Raw genomic sequence first — 13,780 nt, forward strand, 5'->3', positions numbered from 1 at the left:
CCTATGGCCGCGGCCATAGGCTCTTCGATCAAGCGAACCTCGCGTGCGCCCGCGCCCAAAGCCGACTCGCGAATGGCGCGTTTTTCAACTTCGGTGGACAGACAGGGAACACAAATCAGTACCCGCGGGGACGGCTGAAACCAGCTGTTTTCGTGCACTTTGCGAATAAAGTGCTGCAACATTTTTTCGGTGACCTGAAAATCGGCAATCACGCCGTCTTTCAAGGGCCGGATTGCAGTGATGTTGCCCGGTGTTCGGCCCAACATGCGCTTGGCTTCAACACCGACCGCTTCGACAATTTTTGAGCCATTGTGCTGGCGAATGGCAACCACAGACGGCTCGTCTAAGACGATACCGCGCTCACGTACATAAATTAGGGTATTGGCCGTGCCCAGATCAATGGACAGGTCGTTTGAAAACACTCCGCGCAGGCGTTTAAACATGGGTGGGTCGCACCTTACTGCTAAATAATCTGAATAGTTGTTGGGATTCGGGCCTACTTATTAGAGCCTGTTACGCTCACGCTATTCTGAAATGAGACCTGATCCAGCGTTCAACAGGACCTGCCAGACAGGATTTGCGCAGGTTAATGGCCACTTCGTCCATAATCCACGCACTCTAACAACGGCAGGGATTTTGAGCAAGGCGCAAATATGGTAACTTTAGCGCCCTTTTTCACATTCCTGTGCCCAACGACACCCTGGCGCATATCGCGCGGGACGGTGTTTTGCCCTTTAACCGGCAGCGCAGACCGAATGATCCAACACAGTGGAGACAAACAATGGCAGTGGATCGCTCTGACATCGTCAAACTGGGTGAACTCGCCCGTTTGCAAATCAGCGAAGAAACCATCGACGAAGTGACCCGCCGACTGGGCGACGTTTTGGCGCTGGTGGATCAGCTGCAAGCAGCAGACACCGACGCCGTCACCCCCATGGCGCACCCCATGGACGCCCTGCAACGCCTGCGCCCAGACACAGTGACCGAAGCCAATCAGCGGGATGCATTTCAGGCCATTGCCCCGGCCACCGAAGACGGGCTGTATCTGGTACCCAAGGTCATCGATTAAGGCCGCACAAGGAAAGACACCATGCACAACAAAACTTTGGCCGAACTGAGCGCCGGCCTGCAAGCAAAATCCTGGTCCAGCGTTGAGTTAACGCAGCATTTTCTCGAGCGCATCAAACGCTTAGACAGCCGCTACAATAGCTTCATCACTGTGACAGAAGACATAGCGCTTACCCAGGCGCGCGCCGCTGATGCGCGCTTGGCAGCGGGCGACCCCCACCCCCTGTGCGGTCTGCCCATTGCCCACAAAGATATCTTTTGTACCCAGGGTGTGCGCACCAGTTGTGGTTCGAAAATGTTGGATAATTTTATCGCGCCCTACGACGCCACCGTGGTGTCGAACTACCAGTCCGCCGGCGCGGTCATGCTGGGCAAGACCAACATGGACGAGTTCGCCATGGGCTCCTCTAACGAAACCAGCTTTTACGGGCCGGTGAAAAATCCATGGGATACCGGCTGTGTACCCGGTGGGTCTTCAGGCGGTTCCGCTGCCGCCGTGGCTGCACGCTTGGCGCCAGCCGCCACCGCCACCGATACCGGTGGTTCAATCCGTCAACCGGCCGCCCTTTGTGGTCTTACCGGTTTGAAACCCACCTACGGGCGCGTATCGCGTTGGGGCATGATTGCCTTTGCCTCCAGCCTGGATCAGGCCGGCCCCATGACGCGCACGGCGGAAGACGCAGCGCTCATGTTAAACAGCATGGCTTCCTTCGACCCGAAAGATTCCACCAATATCGAGCGCGACGTACCCGACTACACGGCACAGCTAAACGATTCGCTAGCGGGGCTAACCCTCGGCGTGCCCAAGGAGTATTTTGGCGAAGGCCTGGACGCCGGCACCCAAGCGGCCGTAGAAGCAGCCATCAAACAGTATGAAGCCCTGGGCGCCAAGGTGAAATCCATCAGCCTGCCTCACTCGCACCTGGCAGTGCCCGCCTATTATGTGATTGCCCCAGCCGAGTGCTCGGCCAACCTGTCGCGCTTTGACGGTGTCCGCTACGGCTATCGCTGCGAAAATCCTGCGGACTTGGCCGACCTGTACAAGCGCTCGCGTGGTGAAGCCTTCGGCGAAGAAGTTCAGCGCCGTATCCTGGTGGGCACCTACTGCCTGTCGGCAGGTTACTACGACGCCTACTATCGCAAGGCGCAAAAAGTGCGCCGGCTAATCAAGCAGGATTTTGTGGACGCCTTTAACGAGGTAGATTTAATTGTCGGCCCCACTTCGCCTTCGCCCGCCTTTGCCTTTGGCGCCAAAGGCGCAGACCCTATTGCCATGTATCTGGAAGACATTTACACCATCGCCACCAACTTGGCAGGGCTACCTGGTATGTCGCTACCCTGCGGCCTGGTCGACAACAAACCTGTGGGCCTGCAAATTATTGGCAACTATTTTGATGAGGCGCGCATGTTAAACGCCGCGCACCAGTTCCAATTGCACACCGACTTTCATCAGCAAGCGCCCGCAGGCATCGAGTAGGCCTAGGTATATTATTAAGGAGTGACCCCATGCAATGGGAAACGGTAATTGGCCTAGAAGTGCATGTGCAACTGGCCACCGCAACAAAAATATTCTCTGGCGCCAGCACCGCCTTTGGCGCTGAACCCAACACCCAGGCGTGCGCAATTGATCTAGCCATGCCCGGCACACTGCCCATCGTCAATGAACAGGCCTATCGCTACGCCACCATGTTTGGCCTGGCGATAGACGCAGACATCGGCAAGCGCTCATTTTTTGAACGCAAAAACTATTTCTACCCCGATCTGCCCAAGGGTTATCAAACCACGCAACTGGAAGCCCCCATCGTCGGCGCCGGTCACGTCGATATCAGCCTGGCCGACGGTCGCACCAAACGCGTTCGCATCCACCACGCGCACCTGGAAGAAGACGCGGGCAAGTCGTTGCACGAAGACTACCACGGCATGAGCGGCATCGATTTAAACCGCGCCGGCACGCCGCTGATCGAAATCGTCTCCGAGCCCGACATGCGCAGTGCCGAAGAGGCCGTCGCCTTTGCGAAAAAGCTGCACTCCATCGTCACCTCGCTGGGCATTTGCGACGGCGATATGTCTCAGGGATCAATGCGTTTCGACGTCAACATTTCCGTGCGTCCGATGGGCGAAGAAACCCTTGGCACCCGCACTGAAACCAAAAACCTGAACTCTTTCCGGTTTATGGAGGAAGCCATCAAGTTGGAAGTAGAGCGCCAGATTGATGTCATCGAAGACGGCGGCACCATTGTGCAGGAAACGCGCCTGTATAACGGCGAGCGCAAAGAGTCCCGCTCCATGCGCTCGAAAGAAGAGGCCAACGACTACCGCTACTTCCCCTGCCCCGACCTGCTGCCTGTGGTTATCGACGACGAATACATCGCCGCCGTGCGCGCCAGCCTGCCCGAGCTGCCCGACGCCCGTCACGCGCGCTTTAAAGACACCTATCAATTGTCTGACTACGACGCCAGTCAGCTCAGCGACGCACTGCCCACCGCCCAGTTTTTTGAGGCGACTGTCGCCGTTGCCGGCGACGCCAAGCTCGCTGCCAACTGGATCATGGGCGAGCTGACTGCGCGCCTTAACGCAGAGGATCTGGTACTGACCGCAAGTCCGGTTTCGGCTCAGCAGTTAGGTGGCATGATTGCCCGTATTAAAGACGGCACCATTTCCAGCAAGCAGGCCAAAGAAGTATTTGAGGCTATGTGGGCCGGCGAAGGCGATGCCGATGCCGTCATCGAGAAGCGCGGACTCAAACAGGTATCGGACACCGGCGCCCTCGAGGCCATGGCCGACGAAGTCATCGCCGCCAGCCCCAAGCAGGTGGAAAACTACAAAAATGCCGATGCCGACAAACGCCCGAAAATGCTGGGCTATTTTGTGGGTCAGATCATGAAGGCATCTAAAGGCCAAGCTAACCCACAGGCCATAAACGACATTTTGCTGAAAAAATTGAACGCACTACTTTAAAAAGCTGCCAGCGACGCCTGCTACTGGCAGGCGCCGTTGGCCGAACAAACACAATAGCTACAACACTACCGTCACAGGAAACACGATGTCACTTAAGAAAGACAAACAAAAAGTTCTCGGCCAGGTTTTTTCCGACGAACAAGTGAAGACCTTTTTAGATTTTGAAGCGCCCGCAGGCGTAAATCCCGATTTTCACTGCCTCGAAAAAGCCTATCGCGGTATGGTGGCCGAAAATTTCGCCACCTTTGTTGAGATGTTTAAAGCCGCCGGTCGAGACCTGAACGCCACCAATCCCGAAGGTCATACACTCCTGCACATCGCCAGCTTGCACAAGCAGAGCGAAGACTACGCAAATATTCTTCGCGCCGCCGGCGCCCAATAGGCGAACAATTCAGATGATTAGACTCAACGGCACACCCACCTCGGGCCCGGCTGCTATTTCACTGGGACTTCGGCTGGTGCTGCACCCGGATCTGCGCCTGTTTATATTGGTGCCTCTGATCATCAACGTCGTGCTGTTCTTCCTGCTAACCGCATGGCTGCTGCATGAGTTTGGGCAGTTAACTGACTGGCTGCTCACCTTGCTGCCCACCTGGCTCAGTTTTCTAGGTGGTATCTTGTGGTTAATTGCGGCATTTTTACTGGTATTCGTATACGGCTACAGTTTTAGCATAATTACCAATCTAATAGCTGCGCCTTTTAACGGTGTATTGGCTGAAAAAATAGAAACCAAGCTCACGGGTATAGCGCCCCCGCCTGAACCCCTGTCGTCTATGATTCCCAGAACCCTGGGCCGTGAATTGCAAAAGCTGTGGTATTTTATTTCTAGAGGGGCCTTGGTGCTCTTGGGCTTATTCGTGCTGTCGTTTATTCCGCCGTTCAATTTACTCGCACCGGCGATTGCGGCGCTTTGGGGTGCTTGGTGCATGACTATTCAATATGCCGATTACCCCGCAGACAACCACCAAGTGCCTTTTAAGCAACTGCGTCAACAACTGGCGGGCCAGTCGCTGGGGAGTTTTAGCCTGGGCGGGCTGGTGATGCTGGGCAGCATGGTACCGATCGTGAATATCTTCGTGATGCCCATTGCGGTGGCGGCGGCTACCGTGTTTTGGCTACGCGATATTCAAGGCCGCGCGCTCAATGCCGATGTGTTACTCGAGCACAAAGACGCGTGAGGTTTTACGGGTTGAGTCGACTCAGCCAGCCCCACTAGGGCTCATCGTCATCACCTACCACCAAGTTTCGACCCGCCTCTTTCGCGCGCATCAGGTACTCGTCGGCGCGTGCAATCTGATCATCTAGGGAGGCACCCAGTTCGTTGGTGACGCCGGCACTAAAACTGCAATAGATTTCGCTGCCGTCGTCCAATACCAGGGGCTTGTTAGCCACCATTTGCCGAATTTGGGAGATGAGCGATTGTGCTTGATCGTTATCCAGGCCCGGCAGCAGTGCGTAAAACTCTTCACCGCCAGCGCGCGCCACTAAAAAGCGCTTCAGCGCACCTTGTAGCATCTCGGCCACCTGTACAAGCAGGCAATCGCCAATTTCGTGGCCGTAGACGTCGTTCAGGTGACGGAAGTTGTCCAAGTCCATAATCGCCGCCGCGATGGGCTTGTTATTGGCCACGGCGTCCTGATACAGCAGCTCGCCGCGCTCGTAAAAATAGCGCCGGCTCCAAATGCCGGTCAGGTAGTCTTTAAAGGTAGCGTCGCGAATTTGCCGGATCAGCTCCAGCGACTCCACATTGTGGCGCACGCGACAGTTAAACTCTTCGTAATTAAAAGGCTTTTGCAAAAAGTCATTCGCGCCGTTTTTGATGAATTTTGCCGACAGTGACTTATCGCCCTGCCCCGACAGACCGATTACCACAAGATCACTTTTACCGTATTTGTGGCGCAAATTTTTGACTAATTCTACGCCGTCCATTTCCGGCATGTGAAAGTCGGTGATCACCAAGCTGATATTTTCCTGCGACAAGATCACCTTAATGGCGGCCTTGCCATGCTCTGCGCTGAACACTTGAAAACCCTGACGCAACAGCAGCTCACTAATGTAACGGCGCGAAGTGGAGGAGTCGTCCACCACCAATACGGCGATCGACTGATTGAGTTCCAGTCGCTTAACCATGCCCACCGCATACTCATAGGAGTAGCGACCTTCCTTTACGACATAATCCACTATACCCTTGCCGAGGATTTTTTCGCGGCGTTCTTCATCGTAGCTGCCGGTGAGCACAATCACCGGCACGCCGGCGTCTAGCACCAAATCAACGACCTCGCCGTCGGGGGCATCGGGTAAGTTCAAATCGGCCAAGGCCGCAAATAGCTGGTCCTTTTGGGTTTCGAGGATGGCTCTCGCCTCGGCTAGGCTGGTGGCAAATACAGCCTCTAAGCCGCCCACCTGCTTCACCACATGTTTGACAATTTTGGTCACCAGCTGACTGTCTTCAACAACCAATATCCGCTTCATGGCGCTCCCAACCAAGGCATCTAAGGGTCAGTCTAGACAATAAAACAAAACCCGGCCTGGGCCGGGTTTTACTTAGCTAATCAGCGACGGTGAGAGCCGCCGCGCGACCCTCCAGACCGGTGGCCGCCAGAGCGACCATCCCGGCTGCCAGGTCTGGGACCGCGGCTGCGCCGCGCGGGTGGCAGTAGCGCCGGGGCTGGCGCCAGCAGCTCCTCGGGGGGCTGCTCACATTTAAGCTGTGCCCCCAGAAGTTCGCCGATAGGCATGAGTCGAAAGGCGTCATCCTCGCAGGCAAAGCTCACCGATTTACCCTTGCGGCCGGCCCTGCCGGTGCGACCAATGCGATGTACATAGTCTTCGGGCTCTTCCGGCAAAGTGAAATTCACCACGTGGCTGATGCCATCGATATGAATACCGCGCCCGGCCACATCCGTTGCCACCAGAACTTTAATGGCGCCGGATTTAAAATCATCCAGCGTGCGAACGCGCTTATTCTGCGCCACTTCGCCAGAGAGTAGCCCTGCTTTAAACCCGTGCGCCTCCAGCTGCTCGTGCAAGCGCCGACACTGATCGCGGCGATTGGCGAAGACGATCAAGCTGTCCACTTCCTCCTGCTGCAACAGGTTGTACAGCAAGGTGTACTTCTCCTCGGTGCTGGCCAGATAGACGTGTTGCTCCACGGAGTCGGTGGCCACCGACTCGGGCTCAATTTCAATACGCACTGGATCAATGGTCCATTGATTGGCCAAGTTCAGCACATCGTCGGTAAAGGTTGCGGAAAACAGCATCGTCTGGCGGAGGTTTTTCTGCGGCGTCTGACGAATAATTCGCCGCACCTGCGGAATAAATCCCATATCTAGCATGCGGTCTGCTTCATCCAGCACCAGAATTTCCACGTGATCGAGATAGACATCGCGATTGCCGGTGAAATCGATCAAGCGTCCCGGGGTCGCCACCAGAATATCCACCACTTCACTGTGCAATCGCTGCTGTTGCTTGCCGTAATCCATGCCGCCCACCAGGGTGTGCACAGTAAGATCGGTGTATTTCGTCAACAGCTTGGCGTCGTCGGCAATTTGAATAACTAACTCGCGCGTGGGCGCGATAATCAATGCGCGGGCTTCGCCGGCAAAGCGCTCGCCCTCGATAGGGTTGTTCAGCAATTCGTCAATAATGCCCACTAAAAACGCGGCGGTTTTACCGGTGCCGGTTTGGGCTTTACCCACTAGGTCATCGCCGTTGAGTGCATAGGGGAGCGACTGCGCCTGAATGGGCGAGGCGTATTCAAATCCCAGATCTGCAATGGCGCGCATCAGCGGCAGCGGCAGATCGAAATCGTGAAATCGGGTTTTGCCAGGTAGGGGCGGCACTTTGAACTGGCTGATATCCCAGGGTTCCTGAGCCGCCTTGGTCGCCTGCTTTTGAGGCGCTCGCCCCTGGCCTGCTGCCTGTTCGCCGCGCTTGCGGCCACCGCTGCGCGGTTTGCGCGCCCGGCCGCTAGAGGGCTCTGCCGCCTCTTTCTTCGGACGATCAGCGCCGCGCTTGGGCTTGCGCTCACTGCCACTCGCAGATTTTCGATCGGGTTTAGATTGGCTTGTGCTAGGCTGTGGCTCCCCACTACCTACCAGATTTTTTATAAATTTAACAATCAACGTTGATTACTCACCTGTTTAAGGCGCGGGAGTATAACACGACGCCAGCGCCTGCGCGTATTTTAACCAAATACAGCTGGAATGGTCAGTGCACTCGGCCCATACACACCCGATTTCTACCCGCACCCTTGGCCTTATACAGAGCCTCGTCGGCCGCCTTGAAAATAGTGCGCAAGGGGTTGGTTTCGTTCAGCGCCCGCACTCTAGGCTCGCTGGCATCTGCCAGCACTGCGCCAATACTGACGGTGATCTGTTCCAACTCGGCGGCCCGATGTTCAATATTCTCGATTTCCACCGCGTGACAAATCCGCTCGCATAGGCTCTGCAGACCACTGTGGGAGATTCCCATAATAACCAGACAAAACTCTTCGCCACCGTAGCGCGCCGTCAATGCATCCCGAGCGGGCTGCTCAGCCAACAAGATCTCAGCCACCTTTTTAAGTATGCGGTCGCCAGCCGCGTGCCCATAATAATCGTTGTATTTTTTGAAGTGGTCGATATCAATTAACACTAAGCCATAGGTAGACGCCTTCGCCATACACGATAACCAGGCCTCGTCCATAAACTGATCTAGATAACGCCGGTTGGCGAGCCCGGTTAAGACATCCGAAATAGAGGCTTGCAGCAACTCCTCCTGGCGCCGCTTGGCGTGCTTTTCGCGCTCGCAAACCTCTTCTAATAACAGGTTAAATTGCTCGGCCAAATGATTGAGCTCCAAGTAGCTGTCAATGTTTAGCCGGCGCTCGTAACTGCCGCAGGTCGTGATGCGCTCCATCTGCAGCTCAAGATCGCCAAGGGGCAGCAGCAACCACCGACGCACAGCATAGGCAAGCCCCAACAACAGCACCAATGCCGCCAACAATCCCGCTACGATAGCGTCGGAGATCAACTCGGTCTCCATACCCAATTCATCGAGCGTCAACCACAGCAACATCACTGGCTCATCATTGACATCGCGCAGCAACCAGTAAATGCGGTTGTCATCGTCCCGCGCACGCACTTGCCCCGCCAATAGATAGCGCCACATCGGCGCCAACGAGGCTTTGCCATCGGGTAAAAACTGGCCGTTAAATTCTAATTGAGTTTGCTCCGCAACGCCGGCGAGGTAGGCGCGCCCCACCCACGCCCACATCACCAAGGTGCCGGCGCTTTGTTGACTCCCATCGCCCAAACCCGTGGGAAAAATCGGATAGGCTGCGAATACCACGGGGCTGTTTGCCCCGCGCACGTACCCCCGTCGACTTTCAATGTGGCCGGCGACCGGGCGGTGGGGCGGAATATAGAAATACTGTTGCAGTGTGGCGTCGCTGACTGGCGCTCCGCTCAACAGGGTGCGCTTATCAGCTGTACTGCCCAGTTCCTGACCATAGTGCCACACGATTTGCCCAGCTGCGTCCAGAAACATCACCCCATCGAGCTCGTTGTCGATCAGTGTGCGATCGTCAAAATTGCTGGCAATGAAGGCATCGTGGGGGGCGCGAATATAATCGTAGGCAGCATCCCAAAGTGCATTATCCGCGACACGGCTCTCGTACACGGTCAAACGCTGTAATAGCGCGTTATTAATGCGCAATACATCTTTGCCGTCGGATTCATTGATCACAGCGCGCAAGGTGGGTAAATCGATGAAATGGCGAACCGCCAATTGCGCCGCCAATAAAAAGAAGAATGCTACTGCGCCTAACACTAAGGCGCGAGAACGCAGCAAGTAACCCGACTGAAGTGCAATCAAACGCTTAATTTCTCACCGTAAATTGACAGGATTTGGCACAGCCCTACCAGTGTAGCTGCAATTTACCGCCTCACGCCGCCTGGCCAAGCAATGAGCTATGCTGCATAGGCAACTAGCCATTTGCTGTGAGATCGCCATGGGGCTTTCAAAATTACTGGATCAAACCCACCAGCTGCCTGCCGTTCCCGAAGTGGTGCAGATGGTAATTAACTCCTTCGACGCGCCGCACATCAACACCGAGGCTTTAGCCCAAAAGCTCGCGAGCGACCAGGTGCTTACCGCGAAGGTGTTGCGCCTGGCAAACTCGGCGCACTACGGCAGCCAACGGCAAGTGGCCTCGGTCAACGCGGCACTGGTTACACTAGGTTTAAATACGCTGCGCACTTTGGTGTTGGCATCGGGCTTAACTGGTGCCTTTCGCGCTCCGGAGGGGTTTGACCTTGAACAATTCTGGCGCAACAGTTTCTACACAGCCAGCCTTTGTCGCTGGCTGGCGCGCCTTTCACCACTGGAACCTGAGACCGCCTTCACCTGCGGCATGATGCATAATATTGGCAGTTTACTAATTCACATTCTTGCGCCGGACAGAGCTGCACTGATCGACAGAGTACAGCCGGCGAACCCCCACGGCTCAGACGATAGCGCGTGGGATTTTACCGATTTGGGCGCCGAACTTACCGAGCGCTGGCGCTTTCCCGAGCGCATCAGCCAGGCAATTCGCCACCAATTGGCACCAGAACGCGCGCGCACTAGCTCGGCAGAGGACGCTGGCTATGCCTACCTACTGTTTCTGGCCAACTATATAGTGGTGCTTAACGACAGCAAGGACCCCACCGCCATGCTAGCCCAATTCCCCACAACCCAGGCACTGGCTGCAGGGGTCGACCTGGACTCCCTGTTGCACAAGCTGCCAGAAACTCGACAGCTCAGCGCCGGTTTTGATCTATTGCTGCAGGAATTGCGGACCTAAGTGGCCGCCAGGCCGAGCCCAGAATTGCATCGCCCACCACCATGCTCAAATCGGCGCCGTCGACACCTGCCGCCAGACCCGTGATTTGAAACCCGTCGACTCGGTAGTGCGACTGCCAGTTCGGCTCGGCTCCACTGCGATCAAGACGCCATACAGTCGACCCACGCTCGCTGTACCCGCTCACCCAAATAACTTTCCCCAAGGCGTAAATTGCACCGGGTTGCTGCCCCTCCCACGGGGGAAGTACACCGCCCGCAGCACGACTGGTCAGAGCATAATCTGGTAGCGAAATACTGGCGTCGACCAACCCCTCAGCCTCGCTAAATGCCAACACTCCCAACGCCTTGGGCCCGGCATCAGGACACGCCAGCTCACGCCAGCTGTCCGGTACTGACACAACACCTAATACCGAAGATTTCGGGTTCTTGTCCCAATTGCGCAACTGCAGGTGAACCAGATGATGACGATCAGGCTGGGCTACCAATAGCAGCAACTCCCCGCGATAGTCAGGCACACCACAGGCCGCCAATACCTCGCCCGCCAGCACCGACTCCCAGTCCTCTATGCCCAGGCTGCGGTAGCGCACCGTTGTTTCGGAGGGCTTAATCAGACCGAAGGTGGACTGCGCGCGCCCCTGGTGAACCACCAGAAAGGTGTCGTCATCGACGCCTGCCAAAGCCGCCATAGGCCCTTTGGTGGGCGGCGGCGGGGTCGATGCCATCGACCAGAGTAGTACGGCTATTAAGCCCCACGCCAAGGTATGAAAGGCTGCATGAATCAAAACAGAATACCCGCTAAATCCAACAAAGCGGCCATGTTACCGGCTTCGAGCGCCACTGCAACATGCGCTGGTTGCGCTGGGCAACTGCTGTCCTATAAACTGCCGCCGTGATATAACGCGCTACCCGCCCAGAAGTGCCTCCTTAGGGAATTTGCACACATAACAACGAATATCCAACTTAAGATACCTTCGGTAAATGGCATTACGAAAGAAATCAATGCTAGAGCAGCTCTTTGACAGCCATGCGACAGGTCTGGTGCGTTACCTGACTCGCAAGATGAAGAGTGCCGAAGATGCGGAGGATATCGCACAAAACGCCTTTATTCGCATCCAAAAACTTGCCGAAGCAGGCGAACTGGAAAATCCCAAAGCCTACCTCTACCAGACCGCATCCAACCTGGCCATCGACCAGATTAGGCGCGAAAAGCTGCACAGCAACTACTTGCAGGGCGAGGTGACGCGGCAACTGGCCGATTACGAAGTGCCCGGTGCCATGCCGGACTACTGCACCCCCGAGCGCTTACTCGGTGCCAAGCAGCAGTTAGATGAAATGGAGCGAGCCATCGGCAAGTTGCCGCTAAAATGCCGCCAAGCCTTTCTGTTGCACCGGTTAAAGGGCCTGTCCTATGCAGAGATTGCGCACGACATGGGAATTTCAGTCTCCAGTGTCGAAAAATACATCCTCCAAGCACTAAAAGCGTGCAGAAAAGCCCTTGAACGGGTCGGCGCTAGCGAAATTTAGAAGCAGTCGACTTTTTTCACCTTTCCCATTGCGTCTTCCCACCGCCGGTTCGTCTAAAAGTCATAGAGAGCACAACAATTGTGCCAATTTGGAAAATGCTGTGCTATTATCGCGCGCCCCAAGCGGGACATAATTGCAATAAAACAAGCGTTTCATTGCAAGAAATGGCAAGCAAACACCAGAAACACGACGAATTGCGACTTTTCCGTGATCAGCCGCACTTCATCGACGCGTTAAATTGGCGAACAATAGCAGTGCCCAGCTAGGGTTAGAGAGGCCCAGCGAACTAATTTGAGTGCCGCCCGTCTAAGGTGCAGCGCCACACTAATTAACCAGTTATATTTTGGAACAGACGTGAAACCAGCAGAGCAAAATAAGATTTTCGAGGAAGCGACCCAATGGATCGCTCGCCTGCGCTCTGACCAAGTCAGCACGTCAGTTCACGCAGCCTTTTCTCGCTGGCTCAACCGCAGTGCGGCCCACGAGCAAGCCTTTGATGCAGCCTACGCGGACTGGGAAACGACCAGTGCCTTGAAATTCAGCAACGTGGCACAAGCTAGTCTCCGCCACATCGAACCCGCTCGCCCGTCCAGCCTGCAATGGTTGTGGCAATGGCAAGGTGCGGCCTTGGCCTCTTTGGCACTAACCGCCACACTCGCCCTTAATTACCTACCCCAGCTTGCCCCCACCACCGATGTGGACAGCCAGCATTTTGCCACCCAGCGCGGCGAGCAAAAGCTGATAAAGCTGGCCGATGGGTCCGAGGTAAAACTTAACACCGATTCCGAAATACACATTGAGTACACCGAAGCCAAGCGCTATTTAGTGCTCGAAAAGGGCCAGGCGTTTTTCAAAGTGGCGTCTAATCGAGCACGTCCGTTCGTGGTAAATGTGGGCGAAGGCACCGTGACCGCAGTTGGCACAGCATTTGGCATCAACCGCACACACAGTGGTGTTCGCGTAACGGTTATGGAAGGCATCGTCAGCGTCAAGGAAAAGGACGTACAACCGGAATTGAAACCCGAATCCAAGCTGGTTAAGGCCGACGAACAGCTCGTGATCGACAAGCAAGGCCTATCCCAAATCACCACCACTAACGCCAGCCAATCCTTGGCCTGGCGCGACAGCCTGCTGGTGCTTGAAGCCCAGCCATTGCCGCAGGCACTGGCCGAGCTGAACCGCTACCTGGATCGCCCCATTGATGCCTCAGACCCCTCACTGGCAAAGCTGAAAGTGTCTGGTACCTTTAGCCTACAAACGCCAGAGTCCACCTTGGCCGCGCTAATTACTTCGTTCAACCTCGCTCAGGACAATAGCGGCGAGCAACCGCGCTTGTATGCCCGCGACGAATAAGATATAACCTCTCTTTGACCTCACCTTTCAGAGCCTGGCTCTGCAAGGTGTT

13 protein-coding genes are annotated in these 13,780 nt (G+C 55.7%); 8 read left to right on the forward strand and 5 right to left on the reverse strand.

What is annotated here, in order from left to right; genetic code table 11:
- The coding region (locus ACW8F6_RS02300) for a rod shape-determining protein (RefSeq protein WP_491574225.1) at window positions 1-443 on the reverse strand (443 nt) is incomplete at its 3' end.
- 338 nt (window positions 444-781) lie between these two features.
- Here ACW8F6_RS02300 and gatC point away from each other — a divergent pair.
- The 5 genes from gatC (at window position 782) to cysZ (ending at window position 5,204) form a co-directional block, all read left to right on the forward strand.
- Window positions 782-1,069, forward strand: a complete 288-nt coding sequence (gene gatC / locus ACW8F6_RS02305; RefSeq protein ID WP_491574226.1) for an Asp-tRNA(Asn)/Glu-tRNA(Gln) amidotransferase subunit GatC — start codon at window positions 782-784, stop codon at window positions 1,067-1,069.
- Between the two features lie 21 nt (window positions 1,070-1,090).
- On the forward strand, window positions 1,091-2,545 hold the full coding sequence (gatA, locus tag ACW8F6_RS02310; RefSeq protein WP_491574227.1) for an Asp-tRNA(Asn)/Glu-tRNA(Gln) amidotransferase subunit GatA: 1,455 nt from the start codon (window positions 1,091-1,093) through the stop codon (window positions 2,543-2,545).
- Window positions 2,546-2,574: 29 nt separating this feature from the next.
- Window positions 2,575-4,026, forward strand: coding sequence for an Asp-tRNA(Asn)/Glu-tRNA(Gln) amidotransferase subunit GatB (gatB, locus tag ACW8F6_RS02315; RefSeq protein WP_491574228.1), 1,452 nt, complete (start codon window positions 2,575-2,577; stop codon window positions 4,024-4,026).
- Between the two features lie 85 nt (window positions 4,027-4,111).
- On the forward strand, window positions 4,112-4,408 hold the full coding sequence (locus tag ACW8F6_RS02320) for a PA4642 family protein (RefSeq protein ID WP_491574229.1): 297 nt from the start codon (window positions 4,112-4,114) through the stop codon (window positions 4,406-4,408).
- Window positions 4,409-4,421: 13 nt separating this feature from the next.
- Window positions 4,422-5,204: a sulfate transporter CysZ gene (gene cysZ / locus ACW8F6_RS02325; protein ID WP_491574230.1), complete on the forward strand. Its 783-nt coding sequence runs from the start codon at window positions 4,422-4,424 to the stop codon at window positions 5,202-5,204.
- Between the two features lie 34 nt (window positions 5,205-5,238).
- Here the strand turns inward: cysZ and ACW8F6_RS02330 are convergent, their stop codons facing one another.
- From ACW8F6_RS02330 to ACW8F6_RS02340, 3 genes are all read right to left on the reverse strand, one after another.
- Window positions 5,239-6,498: a GGDEF domain-containing response regulator gene (locus ACW8F6_RS02330; RefSeq protein ID WP_491574231.1), complete on the reverse strand. Its 1,260-nt coding sequence runs from the start codon at window positions 6,496-6,498 to the stop codon at window positions 5,239-5,241.
- Window positions 6,499-6,578: 80 nt separating this feature from the next.
- Entirely contained in the window at window positions 6,579-8,150 is a 1,572-nt protein-coding gene (gene rhlB, locus ACW8F6_RS02335) for an ATP-dependent RNA helicase RhlB (RefSeq protein WP_491574232.1), read from the reverse strand.
- 85 nt (window positions 8,151-8,235) lie between these two features.
- Window positions 8,236-9,882 (reverse strand): diguanylate cyclase, encoded by a 1,647-nt coding sequence (locus tag ACW8F6_RS02340; protein WP_491574233.1) that lies wholly within the window; start codon window positions 9,880-9,882, stop codon window positions 8,236-8,238.
- A 97-nt stretch (window positions 9,883-9,979) separates the two neighbouring features.
- Here ACW8F6_RS02340 and ACW8F6_RS02345 point away from each other — a divergent pair, with 97 nt between their 5' ends.
- Window positions 9,980-10,852: an HDOD domain-containing protein gene (locus ACW8F6_RS02345; RefSeq protein WP_491574234.1), complete on the forward strand. Its 873-nt coding sequence runs from the start codon at window positions 9,980-9,982 to the stop codon at window positions 10,850-10,852.
- On the opposite strand, the gene ACW8F6_RS02350 is transcribed toward ACW8F6_RS02345, so the two are convergent.
- Window positions 10,809-11,633, reverse strand: coding sequence for a hypothetical protein (locus ACW8F6_RS02350; RefSeq protein WP_491574235.1), 825 nt, complete (start codon window positions 11,631-11,633; stop codon window positions 10,809-10,811). The two genes, ACW8F6_RS02345 and ACW8F6_RS02350, sit on opposite strands and share 44 nt — an antisense overlap.
- A 217-nt stretch (window positions 11,634-11,850) precedes the next feature.
- On the opposite strand from ACW8F6_RS02350, the gene ACW8F6_RS02355 reads away from it, so the two are divergent.
- Entirely contained in the window at window positions 11,851-12,375 is a 525-nt protein-coding gene (locus ACW8F6_RS02355; protein WP_491574236.1) for an RNA polymerase sigma factor, read from the forward strand.
- 354 nt (window positions 12,376-12,729) lie between these two features.
- Window positions 12,730-13,728, forward strand: coding sequence for a FecR family protein (locus ACW8F6_RS02360; protein ID WP_491574237.1), 999 nt, complete (start codon window positions 12,730-12,732; stop codon window positions 13,726-13,728).
- Window positions 13,729-13,780 lie beyond the last annotated feature (52 nt).

It is taken from the genome of Simiduia sp., assembly GCF_058345725.1.

What these genes read in the sequence shown, in the direction of transcription:
- gatC (WP_491574226.1), top strand. Translation starts at nt 782, where the DNA reads ATGGCAGTGGATCGCTCTGACATCGTCAAACTGGGTGAACTCGCCCGT.
- gatA (WP_491574227.1), top strand. Translation starts at nt 1,091, where the DNA reads ATGCACAACAAAACTTTGGCCGAACTGAGCGCCGGCCTGCAAGCAAAA.
- gatB (WP_491574228.1), top strand. Translation starts at nt 2,575, where the DNA reads ATGCAATGGGAAACGGTAATTGGCCTAGAAGTGCATGTGCAACTGGCC.
- ACW8F6_RS02320 (WP_491574229.1), top strand. Translation starts at nt 4,112, where the DNA reads ATGTCACTTAAGAAAGACAAACAAAAAGTTCTCGGCCAGGTTTTTTCC.
- cysZ (WP_491574230.1), top strand. Translation starts at nt 4,422, where the DNA reads ATGATTAGACTCAACGGCACACCCACCTCGGGCCCGGCTGCTATTTCA.
- ACW8F6_RS02330 (WP_491574231.1), bottom strand. Translation starts at nt 6,498, where the DNA reads ATGAAGCGGATATTGGTTGTTGAAGACAGTCAGCTGGTGACCAAAATT.
- ACW8F6_RS02345 (WP_491574234.1), top strand. Translation starts at nt 9,980, where the DNA reads ATGCTGCATAGGCAACTAGCCATTTGCTGTGAGATCGCCATGGGGCTT.
- ACW8F6_RS02355 (WP_491574236.1), top strand. Translation starts at nt 11,851, where the DNA reads ATGCTAGAGCAGCTCTTTGACAGCCATGCGACAGGTCTGGTGCGTTAC.